The organism is Bifidobacterium sp. ESL0728 (assembly GCF_029392015.1).
In the GTDB taxonomy this organism is placed as follows: domain Bacteria; phylum Actinomycetota; class Actinomycetes; order Actinomycetales; family Bifidobacteriaceae; genus Bifidobacterium.
The window spans coordinates 2,513,949-2,529,109 of the sequence record NZ_CP113925.1; the positions used below are offsets into that span (position 1 = coordinate 2,513,949).

General features: G+C 57.9%; 13 protein-coding genes and 1 tRNA gene. 12 read left to right on the forward strand and 2 right to left on the reverse strand.

Features of this window, described 5'->3' with window-relative positions; all coding sequences use genetic code 11:
- Positions 1-143: 143 nt before the first annotated feature.
- Positions 144-2,111, reverse strand: a complete 1,968-nt coding sequence (locus OZX67_RS09270; protein WP_277142858.1) for an LPXTG cell wall anchor domain-containing protein — start codon at positions 2,109-2,111, stop codon at positions 144-146.
- 1,409 nt (positions 2,112-3,520) lie between these two features.
- Here OZX67_RS09270 and tgt point away from each other — a divergent pair.
- The 3 genes from tgt (at position 3,521) to OZX67_RS09285 (ending at position 6,624) form a co-directional block, all read left to right on the forward strand.
- Positions 3,521-4,846, forward strand: coding sequence for a tRNA guanosine(34) transglycosylase Tgt (gene tgt, locus OZX67_RS09275; RefSeq protein ID WP_277145076.1), 1,326 nt, complete (start codon positions 3,521-3,523; stop codon positions 4,844-4,846).
- 389 nt (positions 4,847-5,235) lie between these two features.
- A complete protein-coding gene (locus tag OZX67_RS09280) occupies positions 5,236-6,384 on the forward strand; it encodes a nitroreductase family protein (protein WP_277142860.1) in 1,149 nt (382 codons plus the stop codon).
- A gap of 157 nt (positions 6,385-6,541) precedes the next feature.
- Positions 6,542-6,624: transfer RNA gene (locus OZX67_RS09285), tRNA-Leu, on the forward strand.
- Between the two features lie 96 nt (positions 6,625-6,720).
- Here the strand turns inward: OZX67_RS09285 and OZX67_RS09290 are convergent.
- Positions 6,721-7,851: a site-specific integrase gene (locus OZX67_RS09290; protein WP_277142862.1), complete on the reverse strand. Its 1,131-nt coding sequence runs from the start codon at positions 7,849-7,851 to the stop codon at positions 6,721-6,723.
- Positions 7,852-8,012: 161 nt separating this feature from the next.
- On the opposite strand from OZX67_RS09290, the gene OZX67_RS09295 reads away from it, so the two are divergent.
- The 9 genes from OZX67_RS09295 (at position 8,013) to OZX67_RS09335 (ending at position 15,148) form a co-directional block, all read left to right on the forward strand.
- Complete coding sequence (locus tag OZX67_RS09295) at positions 8,013-8,234, forward strand: helix-turn-helix transcriptional regulator (protein ID WP_277142864.1); 222 nt, start codon at positions 8,013-8,015, stop codon at positions 8,232-8,234.
- A 300-nt stretch (positions 8,235-8,534) separates the two neighbouring features.
- Positions 8,535-9,248 (forward strand): hypothetical protein, encoded by a 714-nt coding sequence (locus tag OZX67_RS09300; protein ID WP_277142866.1) that lies wholly within the window; start codon positions 8,535-8,537, stop codon positions 9,246-9,248.
- A gap of 108 nt (positions 9,249-9,356) precedes the next feature.
- Positions 9,357-10,970: a LysM peptidoglycan-binding domain-containing protein gene (locus OZX67_RS09305; RefSeq protein WP_277142867.1), complete on the forward strand. Its 1,614-nt coding sequence runs from the start codon at positions 9,357-9,359 to the stop codon at positions 10,968-10,970.
- Positions 10,970-11,161 carry a hypothetical protein gene (locus OZX67_RS09310; protein ID WP_277142869.1) on the forward strand — a complete coding sequence of 64 codons (192 nt, stop codon included), beginning with the start codon at positions 10,970-10,972 and terminating at the stop codon, positions 11,159-11,161. The genes OZX67_RS09305 and OZX67_RS09310 overlap by 1 nt, the downstream gene beginning before the upstream one ends.
- An 11-nt stretch (positions 11,162-11,172) precedes the next feature.
- On the forward strand, positions 11,173-11,352 hold the full coding sequence (locus OZX67_RS09315; RefSeq protein WP_277142871.1) for a hypothetical protein: 180 nt from the start codon (positions 11,173-11,175) through the stop codon (positions 11,350-11,352).
- Positions 11,353-12,257: 905 nt separating this feature from the next.
- A complete protein-coding gene (locus OZX67_RS09320; protein ID WP_277142874.1) occupies positions 12,258-12,815 on the forward strand; it encodes a hypothetical protein in 558 nt (185 codons plus the stop codon).
- Positions 12,784-13,806 carry a hypothetical protein gene (locus OZX67_RS09325; RefSeq protein ID WP_277142876.1) on the forward strand — a complete coding sequence of 341 codons (1,023 nt, stop codon included), beginning with the start codon at positions 12,784-12,786 and terminating at the stop codon, positions 13,804-13,806. Before OZX67_RS09320 ends, OZX67_RS09325 begins: the two co-directional genes overlap by 32 nt.
- Before the next feature lie 86 nt (positions 13,807-13,892).
- On the forward strand, positions 13,893-14,402 hold the full coding sequence (locus tag OZX67_RS09330) for a hypothetical protein (RefSeq protein WP_277142877.1): 510 nt from the start codon (positions 13,893-13,895) through the stop codon (positions 14,400-14,402).
- Between the two features lie 122 nt (positions 14,403-14,524).
- Positions 14,525-15,148: a recombinase family protein gene (locus OZX67_RS09335; protein WP_277142880.1), complete on the forward strand. Its 624-nt coding sequence runs from the start codon at positions 14,525-14,527 to the stop codon at positions 15,146-15,148.
- The last annotated feature ends 13 nt before the right edge of the window (positions 15,149-15,161 follow it).

Genomic DNA, 15,161 nt, shown 5'->3' on the forward strand with positions numbered 1-15,161 from the left:
TTTTCACTCTTGAGACCAAACACTTTTCAAGAGTACTGAAGGTTTCCGCTGTATCAACACAGCGGAAACCTTAAGAAGCCGCACCCATCGGGAAAGGTCACAAGTAACTTCAACCTTTCCCGACAGGCACAACCTTCACATCATCAGACGCGACGACGAGTCGTTGCTTCGTGACGACGCTTGAGCACTACAGTGCCACCAAACAGCGCAGCAATCAGGAGAATCACGATCACCGCGAGGATGATGCCGGCGCCACCAGTGAGAGGCAGCTGAACGACAGACCGCACGTTGGAGACCTTGACAGTGTCATTATTAACCGTGGAGTCTACCAAGTGCCAGGCATCCTGCACGACAGAATACGTAACAGTGTTAACAGCACCACTCGTGGCATCAACGCTGTCCGTCTTCACCTCGATCTTGAACTTAGGCAGCATCACGCCGCGAAGCTGGGACGCAGCCTGAGTCTGCTGCACCACGTAGGTGCCCACCGGGAGACCCTTAAGCGAAAGCATGCCCTTATTGCCTTCTTGAGTGGAAACATTCAGAGCCTGAACTGCAGTGGCTCCAGGTGTAACCGTTGTGGTGTAAGAACCATCATCAGTACCCGTGGCATAGAAATCAATCGGGGTATCTGGGCTGCTTTCCTTCGCAAGGGTGAACTTAGAACCCGTCAACGCCGAATCATCGCCACGCAACACATTCCGCAGCTTGAGGGTGAACAGGTGCACTTTTACGATTGTTGGGGTAATCGTGTGAGTCGCGCATACCGCAGTGGTGGGATCGCATTGAGGATCGGTGGAATAGTCGAGCTTAGCACCGTTGGTCGTCTCATCTTCCGTACCGTTCATCTTCAGATCATATGTTACATCAATCGTGTAGCCATACGGGAAGACATCGGTATTGCTAGCGAGTGTGTCGGTGAAGTCAACCACGAGGTCTTGCAAATCCGAACCAGTCCTAGGCTTGAGGTCAGCCTTATACATGTTGGACGCAATGATATTCTTGCCCTCACCAGAAGCGATGTCCGCATCACTTGCGTTCTTCTTGACGAAGACCTTAACACCATGCGTGGCATCTTTTGGATCAGTCATGTCAAAACCCTTGCTCGGGGAATCAACCATCTTGAACTCATAATGAGTAAATCCGGTAGTCAGCGGGACCTTCGACGTCAAGTGGAACTTAGCCCAATCGCCTTTGCCCAGTGATTGGCTATCCTTATCAAGAGTCTTGGTGAAGGTAAGCTCGTCATCCTTGATATTGACGGTACCGAGTTTAGTACCATCGCCACCGACAAAGTTCGTATACAGAATCTTTGAGTTCGTAGCATCTTGGACAGGGGTGCCTACCATCATGGGTATCGAAAGCTGCGAATTTTCAGGAACAGAACCCGCGCCAGTGATGTCCTTAATCAGATACAGACCTTGCGGAATGCCGGTAAATGTAGCAGTGGTAGCAATATCAGACGTTACCGAAGCTGTTTTCGGGGTGTCATTGCTAGTGAACAAAGCGTCAAAAGCACTGTTCTTTTCCAAAGCCGTGATGAGATTACGCAGCGTGCCTCTATATGCCTGATCTCGACTGGCCGAGGTCTCATCCTTGTTTCCAGTGGTGAAAGCATCGGTTGTCTTAAAGCCAAGCAACGTGGACGCAACCTGACCCACCGGGTTGTTCTGATATTCAGGAGACAGCGTTAAGCCATGCTCATGACCATTAGAGTCTTTGTACGTCAGCTTATTATATTCAGTCGCCACTGTATTCTTGATGGTTGCATTGTTGACCGTCCCGACAGCAAGACCAGTTAAATTATTATCATCGTTTGTCTCTGAGGGTGCAGAATCCTTTGCCCTCGCGGCTAGCTCATAAGTACCGATTCGCAAAGCCGCGAACCGATGACCTTTGATGTAGCTGTTTTTGCTGGCTTTAATCGTCAACGAAACTGAACCAGGATCTGCAATCTGCACATCCGTGCCGTCCGAAACAGTTGGCGCAGGCGCAGGCGCGGGCGTTTCATCCGCGTTGGCCATCGACGCGCCAAGCGGCATCAGCGCCAGCAGGGTAGCTGCGGATATCGCAACCCCCAGTGCCTTGCGCAAAGAAGTTCGTACTTCCATAATCAATTCTCTCCTTTCACCTGCGGAACGCGCAACCACACGAATTCCAACAGGGAACGTGTCCCAACCAGGGACGACCACCAGCTCCGGCGTCAAACTTCTCTCGTCGGCGTTGCAGTCTCGTCTCCAGCCGCTTATCTACCCGTATGCGATTTATTCGATCACATACGACCCGCGCACCTTCTTTCGAAGACACGCGAAACGACAGTCGCCTTCAAACCCAACAGCGAATCGCCATTTATGTGCTATAAAACACAATACTTATTAGTCTAGCGGAATTTGAGATACATTTCGCACTTTCCTATCGTGTAATCACTACAAAAAAGTCTGATTTGACAACCAAAAGCGAGCCTCAGAAATTCTTCGTTTTTCGCGAAATGTCACACAAAACAAGCCATTTTTCACATTAAAATCGACATCTTTGCAGAACGGAATAAACCCTCAAAACCGGCAAAAAAAGTCCGAAGAATTCATCTATTGGCTTAATAACGTATAGAACAAGCCAAAATTTTGCCCGCGGTTTTTCTTTTGACGTGATTATTCAGAATTCACCCTATCGCCATAATCTCAAAATCCGATTTTCCGAGAGCTGCAGGAAAGAGAAACCTAGCCCGTCGAGAAATCATTTTATACACGCAAACCCCAGTAATACAGCAAATACCTAGTCGGAAAAGACCGCACAGGCGATCTCGTAACAACGCAACGGAACCCGACGGCAAGAAGCACTCAGATATTCGGCAGATACTTATCAGATGTTTGATTCAAACGACAGATGTCAGGCTTCCAACGGATATCCGGCAAGCGTTTGCCAAAGCTTGGCGGCTGTTGGACGCACCATCGGTAAGTCTTTCTGGCTGCTTGTGCCTGCCCTACCTCTCGCATTCACGGTCGGAGATCAGTGACTCGCCCATTACCTCTGCCCCCCCCCTATCCGCACCCCTTGTTTTTGCTTCTGACCTCGCCGGTCTCCCCATAAACTAGGGTTCCCTTTAAAATCGGAAACATAACGGACTTTCGTTCGCCATCGCGAGAACAGCGGGACGAGCCGACACCATGGAATTGCGGTAACGGAAACGGATATGGATATTTCAGCAGATAAATCAGCAAATACGACAGCAGACACACCAGGCGATTCGGCTGACGCGGCGAAGCAAGCCACGGCATCTAGCCAAACCGCCTCTACCTCGAACCAGAACGTCGGCATTCAAAATCAAAGCAACCGCGCCGTTGCCGAAAACGCGCAGAATCATGTTTCTGGACACAAAAACGTCGGCTCGGAAGCCACCGCATCAAGTCGTCTTCAAAACCAACCGCAGACACCCATTCACGCAACCCCGCAGAACCATGTTCCCGGGCAAAAGGACGTCGCCTCGGAAGCCACTTCGTATGCACAGATTCGTTCCGGCACTATGGTTTCGCAGCTTGCGGCGAGCGCTTCCGGATTGTTGGAGCACCCGTTGGGTGCTTCACCAGGTAAAGCCGGCGACCGCAGCAAGTTCTATTTCGAGCAGCACACGCGACTTTCGGATTCGGCACGTGGCTTGGGGCGCGGAGGCGCACGATACGGGCGAACCGGGATTATCCACACTCCGCACGGCGATATCCGCACCCCGGCTTTCGTGCCCGTCGCCACGCAGGCGGCCATGAAGGGTGTGCTGCCGGAAACCATGAAATCGCTCGGCGCACAATGTCTGCTTTCCAACGCTTTCCACCTCTTCGAGCGCCCAGGCGAAGACATTATCAACGAGGCTGGCGGGCTCGCGCGCTTCGAGAACTGGGACGGACCCACCTTCACCGATTCCGGCGGGTTCCAGGTACTTTCGCTGGGTGCCGGGTTCAAGAAGACGCTGGCGATGGATGTGACCGGCATGAAATCGGACGACGTAATCGCGCCCGGCCGCGAGCGCAAAGCCTTCGTGGACGAGGACGGCGTCACCTTCAAATCACCGCTCGACGGCTCAAAGCACCGCTTCTCTGCCGAAATCTCGATGGGCATCCAGCACAAGATCGGCGCTGACATCATGTTTTCCTTCGACGAGCTGACCACGCTGATGAACACGCGCGGCTATCAGGAACGTTCCGTCGAACGGACCTTCCGCTGGGCGCGACGCTGTGTCGAAGAACACCAACGGCTTACGGCGGAACGGGTCGGCAAGCCGTATCAGGCGCTTTACGGCGTGGTGCAGGGCGCGAATTATGAGGATTTGCGGCATAAAGCGGCCTCAGAAATCGCCTCGCTTGATTTCGATGGCGTAGGCATCGGCGGAGCCATCGAAAAGCGCGTGATCGGCAATACCTGCGCGTGGATCTGCGACGAAATGCCGGAATCCCGGCCTCGGCACGTTCTGGGGATCGCAGCCGTCGACGATATCTTCGCCTGTGTCGAGAACGGCGGCGACACTTTCGACTGCGTCGCCCCCGCCCGCTGCGCCCGTAATGGCGCCATCTACACGCGCGACGGCCGCTACAATATCAAACGTGCCGCCAACAAGCGCGACTTCGGACCGCTGGAGGAAAGTTGCGACTGCTATACGTGCACGCACTACTCGCGCGCCTACGTCGACCACCTGCTGCGAGCGCACGAAATCAACGGCGCGACACTGGCCACCATCCACAACGAACGCTTTTTCATCCGCCTGCTCGACGATATCCGCGCCTCCATCGACGGCGGCTATTTCGACGAATTCCGCGACGAAACCCTGGCCCGCTACTACGCCCACGGTTCCAGAGGGTGAGCGGTAGAGGCGTATCTCAGTAACTCCGGGCGGCGCAAGATGAACAGTTTCCGGCACGAGCCAATCTGAATGCTAGAAAACGGTCACCGGCAACCGCTAAATGAACGGTTTTCGGCACAAGCCATTCGAATGCTGGAAAACGGTCACCGACACCGCCTAAATGGCCCGTTTCTTGCATCTTCGTGGCGGTATGCCGGAAAGCAGTCGCTAAGAAAGGGGGCCAGCGCCTCTCCCCTATTTTTAGTAGCAGATAATCGAACCGTTCATTGGGACACGAATAAAGGCATCCGGCCCAATAATCCTCCTTCCTGCATAACAAATACTGTGCCATTCGTCACTTTTCACAGGTTATGGGACGCACATAACCGCAGAATACCCAACCAATCGGTATGATGGAAATGTTCACCGAAAATAGGCAGAGGGGCAAGATGGATCTGAACGAGGCGATGACGGAGCGCCATTCCGTGCGTATGTATACCGACGAACCGGTCGACAAAGCCTTGCTCGACGAAATCGCTGCGGAAGTCGAACGCTGCAACGCCGCCTCCGGCTTGCATTTTCAGATGGCCGCGGGGCTCGAGGATGCTTTCTGCGGTTACAAAACGCATTACGGACGGTTCAGCGGTGTGCACAACGCTATCGCGCTGGTAACCAAAATTGATGTACCTTACGATTTGCATCCGGCGAAAAGACCTTTAACCGCGAACGACTCAGCGATTCCCGCCAAGCCGGCGACCTCCACTGAGCCGAGTCCAGCCTCACATACAACCCAACCAGTAGCTAAATCATCTGCAAATTCACCTACAACTGTTCCGGCCGCCGACGCCCGTCCCGTTTCAGGTGCCCGTCCCGTTTCAGGTGCCCGTCCCGTTTCAAGTGCCAGCCCCCTTTCAGGTGCGGATAAACCAGCAGCAACCGTTCGCTACGACATGGACTCCGCCGGGCAACCCACCGATCCGATTCCTCCGGAAGAGGCTGAAACCGAGGAAAAAGTCGGTTATTACGGAGAGCAACTCGCGCTGAAACTTATACAACTCGGACTGGCGACCTCGTGGGCCGTGCTCGATGACGCCGCAACCGGCTGGTGGAAACTCGAACCGGAAGAACGCGTGGTGTGGATTCTCGCCTTCGGCCACCCCGCACGTGCTGGTGCCAAGCACCACAGCAAACCCTTGGATTCGTTATGTTCGTTGCCTGCAAGCCTCGGCACGGATGCGACGCTCGCTGATACCCCCGATTGGTTCCAGCGCGGTGTCGGAGCCGCTTCCCTCGCCCCGACGTCGCTGAGCCAACAGCCTTTCCACTTCACGCTGGAAGAGAATCAGATCAGCACCGTACAGAACGCCGATACTGTCAATAGCTCCGACGCATCAGCCGGTTCAGCCGACTCAATCGGTTCTTCGGCAGCAAGCGCAACGCTACTACCCACTGTCAGTGCTCGTGCCACTTCTGGTCTCTTCGCCCACGTCGGCTTAGGCTGCGCCAAACGCAACTTTGAAATCGGCGCCGGCCTCGCTAATTTCAAGTGGGCAGAGTGAGACTTCAAGCTCATTCGTCCGAATTACCAGGGAGAAAAGCACCTTTGGGGTCCATTTTTAGTGCTTTTCTCCTCAGTTAGAACTCTGACACAGACAACACGCGTCGCTGAAACCCCTTGCGCTCGTCGGCACTGAGCAGTAACCTTATTGTTTGTCTGCGAGTATGGCGGAATGGTAGACGCGCTGTCTTCAGGTGGCAGTGAGCGTATGCTCGTGGGGGTTCAACTCCCCCTACTCGCACGCATAAAAGAACCTCAGAAACGTTGAAATTGCAACGATTCTGAGGTTCTTCATTTACCGGCAATAGCCCAGAACTTGACAAAAACTTGACAATTTTTATTTTTTCGTTCTGTGGAGCGCTTCATTCATCACCTTGTCAACGTTGCCGGAAACGTCGTCAAGATCGGAATCAAAGACATCGCTATAGGTGTCCAGCGTCGTTGTCGCATAGGAATGACCCACCATACGCTGCACAACCTTGACGTCAGCGCCCGAACTCACCGCTATGCTTACCGCCGTGTGCCGCAGATCATGGGCACGCATCATCGGAAGCCCCGCGTCCCTCAATGCCTTGGCGAACCAGCTTCTGTTGTTCTTGGCTGTGCTCTGTGGACGCATATACTCGCCACGCCTGTCGACAAACACCAAATCTCCAGGCCGCTTACCTTTGACCAGCGGACGAAGCGCTTCCTCCACGGCGCTCGGCATCGGGACTTTTCTGGACTTTCCATGTTTCGGTGTACCCAGCGCGACTTCTGAACCTACCCATGTGGCGCTCTTATCAACATTGACCCTGTGCTTCTTAAAATCAAGATCACTAACAGTCAAGGCAGCGGCCTCACCCCAACGCAATCCGGTCAGACCAAGCGTGAGAATAAACGGCCCGCGATCACCGCAATGCTCCACCAGATTAAGAAGCTGCTCGGGCGTGAGCACAACCGCTTTCCTTTTGACCCCGGCAAGCGGCATATCAATTTTCCGTGTCGGCGTCTGGACGATGATTTTATCGTCAACCGCCATCTCGCAGATGTCTTTGAGGATCCCATACGCACGCTTCACCACGGAGAGACTTTTGGGCTTCCCGTCCCACGAATCATCGCCGGTACTCAAGCCGTTGACCCATTGCTGCACTTCATCATGAGTCACTGAGCCGATTTCCCGATTCCCCCATTTGGGTTCGACATAGACACGCCAGGATATCTTTATGGTGCGTTGGTACGATTCCTTCCAACCCACCGCTTTAAGATCCATCCATTTCCTGCCGAGATCGCCAATAAGCTGACGGCTCTTCCGAGGATCAACGTAGGTGCCATCATTTACCGAAACGGAAAGACGGGCAACGAAGTCATCGGCATCACGCTTACGTTTAAAACCGGCCTTCTGATGCAATTTATTCGCGGTGTCTCGATACCAGACCCTGTAACGTTTCGTGCCATCTTTCCATTGGTACTTTTCAACAGATGCCACAAATAACCTCCCTGGCAATCATCAGCCACTCGCTTTATCGTCAGAGCAAACGGCTAATACCTCAAATGCGACAATCATATACTGAATTACAGCAATATATAAATAAAATGCTAACACTCTGTTTGTGGTCTTATCGGGCTACCTGCCCTTGAATCAAAAGTATGCTAACTCCCGGTTTCAAAGACATGCTCAACGGCATGGGCCGTCGCATCAGCGACCTGCGCCGCCAGCAAGGTCTCACCCAGGAGCAGCTCGCGGAAAAGAGCGGCCTCGACCGAGTCTCCGTGGGCTATATCGAGCAGGGACGGCGATCACCGAAGCTCTCCACCCTCTACACCCTCGCCAAGGCGCTCGACTGCGGCATAGGTGACTTCTTCGCCTGACCAAGGCAAGGATCCGTCCGACTCTATTAGCATTCGCAACCAGCCATAGGACGTGGCCCATTTCTGCATACGACACATCACATCATTGTGTCGTACATCATCATTATGCTTACGCTCTGTAAGAGTTCTTTTGAGAGGTGATGACGCTCCATGACGGAACGGCGTCAAAGGGAGCGGAACATGACTCGACCGGCACCTACAGGACCAGCGTTGGCGGAGGGCCTCGCCGACGCGGCGAACCTATTCAGCGCGGCCGTGGACAGCAGCCAACGACTCCAGACCGCCTCGGCGGTGTCGCCGATGGTGGCACCGGCACAGAAGGAGCTGAAGCAGAAGCACGGGGGCTGGAAAGCGTTCATCATCGGGCTGGTGGCCTTCTTCGCGTACGCCATAATCGTCGCCCCCTTCATCGAAACATTGTTGACTTTCATCTTCCAGTGGGACTGGCGGAACAAAGAACCCACAGCGGTACGTCTCGTGTTGTGGGCTATCGGCATCCTTATCGGAATCGCCGCGGGATACATCGCAGGCAACGCGCTCTACAAGAAGAACGCCCCGAAGGCGGAAGCGACGTTGCAACGCTGCGAGCAGGACCGCCAGACACAGATGGCAGCAGCCCAGCACGATCTCGTCGCCGTGCGGCAGGCCTACGCGCAACGGGTCGCTCCCTGGTACCCGCCGGAATACAGCACTGCCGAGGCCGCAAGCTTCATGAGCCAGGCCGTCCGCCTGGGACGCGCCGACACACTCGGAGCGGCCATCAACCTCTATGAGACCCACATGCACGAGATGCGTATGGAAGACAACCAGCGGCAGCAAATCGCCCTGCAAAAAGTCAATAACGCACTGTCCGTCATGCAGATCGGCGCGACGATCTTCGCCGGCAGCCAGGTGGCCGGATCGGTCGACCGCAACACTGACGCCGTCAACACGGCAGGCTCCAGCGTCACCAATGCGGTCAATACGGCCGGGTCCAACATCACCAGCGCCATCAACAACCTGCGCCACCACTGATACACCACGCGGCGCGGCATAAAAAGAATTTGCAACAAAGAAACACACCGATCCAGTCACAAGTACCGGAACAATAACAAACAACAACCAACAAAAAGAAGGAATATCATGTCAAAGCACACTCCGCAACATGCACTGAGGGCGCCCCGCACGCGCTCGCGCGCAGGTCTTCTGACCACCACCGGCCTCGCCGCCATCGCCCTGTCGGTGATGGCCCCCTCGGCCAACGCCGCCGTCCTCAACAACGACGGCTCCGTCACCGTCCAACCCGGCGACACCCTCTCCCAGATCGCCACCGACTACGGCACCAAGGACGGCAGCTGGGGCTATTGGAAGGGCTTCACTTCCGGCGACGACGACCTCATCTATCCCGGCGAGTTCGTCGGCGATTCCCGCAAGATGGACACCTCCGGCCTTGAGGCCAAGTCCCGCGCGGCCTTGAAGAAGGGCGCCGTTCCGACGGCCTCCGTCACCACCGACGATGTCGACCAGCTGGCCCACGAGGTCATGCTCGGCAAGTACGGCAACGGCGAGGCCCGTAAGCAGGCCCTCGGCGACAAGTACGACGCCGTCCAGGCCAAGGTCAACCAGCTCATGGGCTACGGCGTGGTCGCCGCGGCCAACGCCACCAACGGCGTCAACGCGCCTGCGTCCAACGCGGCCTCGCGCCCGATGACGCATCCGTCCCAGGCCTACGGCCCGGTGCCGAGCGCCCCGGCCCCGGCGATCCCCGCTCCGGCGCCTGCCGCCCCGGCTCCCGCCGCGCCTATAGCGTCCACGCCTTCGACCCCGTCGACCCCTGCTCCCGCACCGTCGGCCCCGTCGCAGCCGTCAACGCCTTCGCAGCCTTCGCAGCCTTCGCAGCCCTCCACGCCGTCCACTCCGTCGCATCCGTCGACCCCGTCGCAGCCTTCACAGCCGTCGACCCCGTCGCATCCGTCGACGCCGTCCCATCCTTCGGTCACGCCGCATGACATCGTCCATCCCGAAGGCTCCGAAGGCACCTATGACCACAAGCCCTCGCCGGCCTGGACCGAACACATCCGCGTCGATGAAAACGGCAACATGGTCGACGACGTCTCCGAACGCCCGTACTGGGTCGCCGGCACGCCGGCCACGCCCGGCACGCCGGCCACGACACACGTCGTGCACCACCCCGCCGTCCCCGGCTCCTCCGTCAACGAGAACGGCACGCCCGTCTGGGGCGACTGGGGCACCGCCGGCTACGCTGAGGCCATCACCGTGCACATCTACACCTCGAAGTTCGATGGCTTCCAGGCCCGTGACTGGTCGGGCACCGATCAGGTCAACGGCACGGACTACCACCATGTCGCCGGTGCGGCCGACCAGGTCGACTTCCACAACCAGGGTCTGCCCGACTCCGTGCTCGAGGCCCATCCCGAATGGACCACGACACCCGATGCCGGCATGACCGTCACCAACGTGGCATGGCACCAGTGGATCGCCACCCCGGACAACGTGGGCAAGCGCAAGATCGCCTACTTCACCTACTCCGACGGCTTCCACACCCCGGTCGCCAACCCGAACGTCTACTACAACCCCGCCACCGGCATCGACACCGCGGGCGAGACCTGGCACGACGTCGAGGGCTATCCGACGCACGTCGTGAACAAGCCCGGCACCGCGGCCTACGACACGACCGAGACCATTCCCGGCACGCCCGGCACGCCCGGCATCCCCGGCACCTGGAAGACCCGCTGATGCCTTCGGGCACCGACAGGCCATCCGACCTCGATGACGACGGCAATGACCGCGACCACAGCCACCACAGCGGCATGGTCGGATCGGTCATAGCCGCCGTCATCATCATCGTGGCATGCGTGTTCGTCCCGATGGGCCTGCTGGCCATGCCGCTGTCGACACTCAACGGGCTTCTCGGCCTGTCGCTGTAAGAAGGTTTCCGATGGACCAAACCAGGCTCATACGCCAGCTCCGCGCGCTGGCCTCCGATTCCGGGGCCAGCGACAACGAGCGGCGTATGGCCCGGCGGCAGCTGAGAAAGCTCGGCGTCTCACCGACGCCGCCGGCGAACTTCGAGCTTGCGCTCGACCTGCTGTCGAAATTCGTCGACAAGTCAAACTGACCCTGGCACTCACCGTGCATGGGCTATCGAGGTTCCGGCCGCCGTGCCCGCGTAGCGAAACGGCGGCCACTTTATACTTGACGACCGTTATCGGCCTCCCCGATGGGGATTGTCGATACGGTCGCCATGAATATGGTTTATGGCCGTGAGAAAGTGTGGGCATGAAGCCCATGCCCTCACGGCCATATTTTTTTCTTCACTTATTTGAACCTCGGCTCACCTCCCACAGCCCACGGCCGGCGGAGGGGAGGCGTGGGCCCTTGCACACCGCACACGACTTCCAACGGTTCTTTATTATTTATATTTATTCCCTTTTACCTGTTAAACAAGAAAAACAGTGTGCATGTGTGCAAGACGAAGCCTTGGGGCATGGAAGCCCTTGAATCACAAGGGCTGCGCCTCCACTCCCCCGTCGCACACGTGTGGGCCACCGGGGGTGGAAAGTGTGCACTTCCCATCATCGCCATGGCCAAATGGCGAGTGGGGCTCACGCTCCGTTGTCCCTGTTTTAGACCGAGGCGGCTCAGCGTCTCGTCAAGGCCGCAGATGGGCGATTCACTCTGACGGCCCGCTTCATTCTTATGGCGGTGACATCGGCGCCTGTTTACCCGCGTACACCCATGCGCGCGCCTTGGATGCGGTTGGCCGCTTCCGTATCGTATGGCGGCCGAGCCGCACATGTTTCGCCCGTCCCGGCTCACGGGGTCCAGCCACCGACTATGACCGTATGCTCATAGAACGTGATTGAAAACGACCTATGTGATTTATGCATATTTATATGATGTATATGCATCTACATGATGAACATGAAATGGCTATTTTTCAACGTTTTAAGTTTACAGTTTCGTATATTCAATGTATAATATGTCTTATATTCGTTTATTCGGAGTTGGAGGTGAGGGGTCATGCCGAGCACGACGATACGATACCATGTCGGTGCTGATCCGGTCCTGAAACACAACAACCGCACCAAGAAAATCGTCAAATACGAGCCACACATCGACCCTGCCGGCCACCACGAGAGCTGGATGGACGGCACGCTGGAGGACAAGTACACCGAGCTGTTCGGCGAAGCGATCCAGGAGTATAACAAGGGGCGGCGCAAGGACCGACAGCTCACCGTCGCCAAGTACATGGACAAGGTCGCCGGCGACAGACGCGGCCGCGCCAACAGGGCGGCGAGCAAGGCGGCCGGCCGCGAGGTCAAGGGCAAGCACCTGGCCTACGAGGTGATCGTGGGCGTGGGCAACACCAACCAGGCCCGCGACGCCGACGGGCATATCGTCCGCGCCGCCGACGGGTCGCGGCTGATGCCCCAGCGCGTGCCGGACGAGACCGACCGCGCTATCGTGCGTGAGTACTGCGAGGGCTTCGAGAAGCGCAACTCCACGCCGGATGGCGGCGGGCTGAAGCTCGTCTCGGCCCAGTGGCATGAGGACGAGTTTTTTCGAGGAGCGGCATGATGGCCGCTCCACACGGATATACGGGGCGGGCCACGCCCACCTGTCCTTCATCGCGGTCGCGACGGGCTACAAGCGCGGCCCGCAGCGACAGGCCTCGATCGGCAAATGCCTGGGCCAGCTCGGCTTCAAAGACACCTACGAGCAGGACGAAAACGGCAAACGCCACCTGCATACCGCATGGGCGCAATGGGAGGCCCGCGAGCGGGCCGAGATGGAACGCATCACCCTGGAACATCTGCCCGGCTACACCATCGACCACCCAGACGCCGGCAAGAGGCGCGAGACGCTGCCCAAAGCCGTCTACGAGCGCGAGAGGGACCTCGACGAGCAGGCCGACCACAACCGCCGCCAAGACGAACGCCTCAAACAGGAGTCTGCAAGGCTCGACGAGCGCAGGATCGAGCAGACGGCCGACGATTTCAACAGTGTCCTGCGCGATCGCGCCGCTAATGAACGGGCATACAAGCTTGACGAGCAAGAACACGGGCTCGGGGAACGGGAACGCAAGATCAGCGAGCGTGAGCGTGGCCAGGAGAACCGTGAAAGCGAGTTCCGCCGGCGTCAGGCCGACACCGAGGCGGCCGAACGCAAGGCTTCAAGTCGCAGGAAACGCGACGAGCAGCGCGAGGCCAAGATTGAACAACGCGAGGCGGACCTTGAACGACGCGAACAATTCCAACGCGATCAGGAACGCCGCCGCAGCCCCACAAGCTACACGCTCGCGGTCCTCAGGATCATCCGCGAGGGGGCCTTCGTGATGGGGTCGCCGGACCCGGTCAAACGGGTGCTGCGCGAGGCCCTGTGGCGTCTGATCGCCTACCTGATGCGCCCGTCGCGCGACTTGGAACGCATCAACCGGCAGGTCGCCGAGGACGACGCCAGGCTCGAGGAGGTGCGCGCCGGCCGCGAGCCAATCGACATCGAGCACGAGAAGCAATGGCAGCGCCAACGCCAATACGAGTGCCAGAACGGGATGCAGATGGAGCTATAGAGGCCCCATCCGCATCCCCCACATACATCAAGATTTAGGCCACGATACAAGGCCGTGGCCGCAACAAAGAATCCAAGGAGGTTGCCATGACAGCAACAATTACACCAATGAAAAATGACGACAATAGGAACGAAAGGAACGCTGACGATGAGCTGAGGAAACTGGAACGCATCCGGTTCGGTGACGATAACGGAGGAACGCCCGTGCGTCGCCGCCGACGCGACGGCGATGACGGCGAACCGGGCGGTATGGAGAAGAGCATGGCCGCCGATCACCGCGCCGCCCTGGCCCAAGAGCGTTCCGCGCCCCTCGGCGCACCGGCCCACGAACCCCGGCAAGACGAACAGGGGCCGTCCGATCCCAGGCTCATCCCGGACACGCTTCGCAAGATGTGGGGTCCCGTCGCACCGCTCCATGTGGACGACGCGAAGCCCAAGAATCCCGGCACCGATGCCATCGACCTCAGCGGCGTCTATATCAACGATCCGGTGTATCAGTTCATGCAGACCCACGATGAGCAGGGTCGCCCCATCGATGAGGACGGTAACGTGATTCCCGACCCGTCCGATGACGATGAGGACGAGTGCTGGTACTGACCGTTGTCTCCAATGGCTGTCAGGTTGGGGTATACCCCAGTCTGACAGCCCACATACCACCCATCCGCGTAAGGACAGGGTGGGGTTTCCGTTTTTCTTACACTTTCGTCGGAAGGCCGACCATGAATTTACAACAGCAGGAACATCCGAACGTACAACGGCCCACACAGGGCGACGGCAAGGGCCAGACCGTGGGCTACGTGCGCGTGAGCAGCGCCGACCAGAACGAGGCCCGGCAGCTCGAAGCCATCGGCAATGTCGACCGGCTGTTCAGCGAGAAAATCAGCGGCAAGGACACCAACCGGCCCCGCCTCAAGGAGATGCTCGACTACGTGCGCGAGGGCGACGTGGTCAAGGTCAAGTCACCCGACCGCTTGGCCCGCAGCACGACGGATCTCTTGAACCTCATCAAGACACTGGATGGCAAGGGCGTGAGCGTGCGGTTCATCGACGAGCCACAGCTCAACACCGGCACCCCGGAGGGGACGTTCATGCTCACCGTGCTCGGCGCTGTCGCCGAACTGGAACGGGCCACAATCCGCGAACGCCAGGCCGAAGGCATCGCCCTGGCCAAACAACGCGGCGTCTACAAGCGCAGACGAGCACACAAACTCGACGACGAAAGCGTCGACCAGGCCCGCACATGGATCGCGGCGGGCATACCCAAGGCCGAGGCGGCCCGCAGGCTCGACGTCTCCCGCCCCACGCTCTACGGAGCGCTCAAATCGCATGACGCCGAACGCTGAAGCCGGTTGACAC

Excerpts from the sequence above, each read along its gene's own strand:
- OZX67_RS09315 (WP_277142871.1), top strand. The coding sequence starts at position 11,173 with ATGGACCAAACCAGGCTCATACGCCAGCTCCGCGCGCTGGCCTCCGAT.
- OZX67_RS09305 (WP_277142867.1), top strand. The coding sequence starts at position 9,357 with ATGTCAAAGCACACTCCGCAACATGCACTGAGGGCGCCCCGCACGCGC.
- OZX67_RS09325 (WP_277142876.1), top strand. The coding sequence starts at position 12,784 with ATGAGGACGAGTTTTTTCGAGGAGCGGCATGATGGCCGCTCCACACGG.
- OZX67_RS09270 (WP_277142858.1), bottom strand. The coding sequence starts at position 2,111 with ATGGAAGTACGAACTTCTTTGCGCAAGGCACTGGGGGTTGCGATATCC.
- OZX67_RS09295 (WP_277142864.1), top strand. The coding sequence starts at position 8,013 with ATGCTAACTCCCGGTTTCAAAGACATGCTCAACGGCATGGGCCGTCGC.
- OZX67_RS09320 (WP_277142874.1), top strand. The coding sequence starts at position 12,258 with ATGCCGAGCACGACGATACGATACCATGTCGGTGCTGATCCGGTCCTG.
- OZX67_RS09335 (WP_277142880.1), top strand. The coding sequence starts at position 14,525 with ATGAATTTACAACAGCAGGAACATCCGAACGTACAACGGCCCACACAG.
- OZX67_RS09330 (WP_277142877.1), top strand. The coding sequence starts at position 13,893 with ATGACAGCAACAATTACACCAATGAAAAATGACGACAATAGGAACGAA.
- OZX67_RS09310 (WP_277142869.1), top strand. The coding sequence starts at position 10,970 with ATGCCTTCGGGCACCGACAGGCCATCCGACCTCGATGACGACGGCAAT.
- tgt (WP_277145076.1), top strand. The coding sequence starts at position 3,521 with ATGGTTTCGCAGCTTGCGGCGAGCGCTTCCGGATTGTTGGAGCACCCG.
- OZX67_RS09280 (WP_277142860.1), top strand. The coding sequence starts at position 5,236 with ATGATGGAAATGTTCACCGAAAATAGGCAGAGGGGCAAGATGGATCTG.
- OZX67_RS09300 (WP_277142866.1), top strand. The coding sequence starts at position 8,535 with ATGGTGGCACCGGCACAGAAGGAGCTGAAGCAGAAGCACGGGGGCTGG.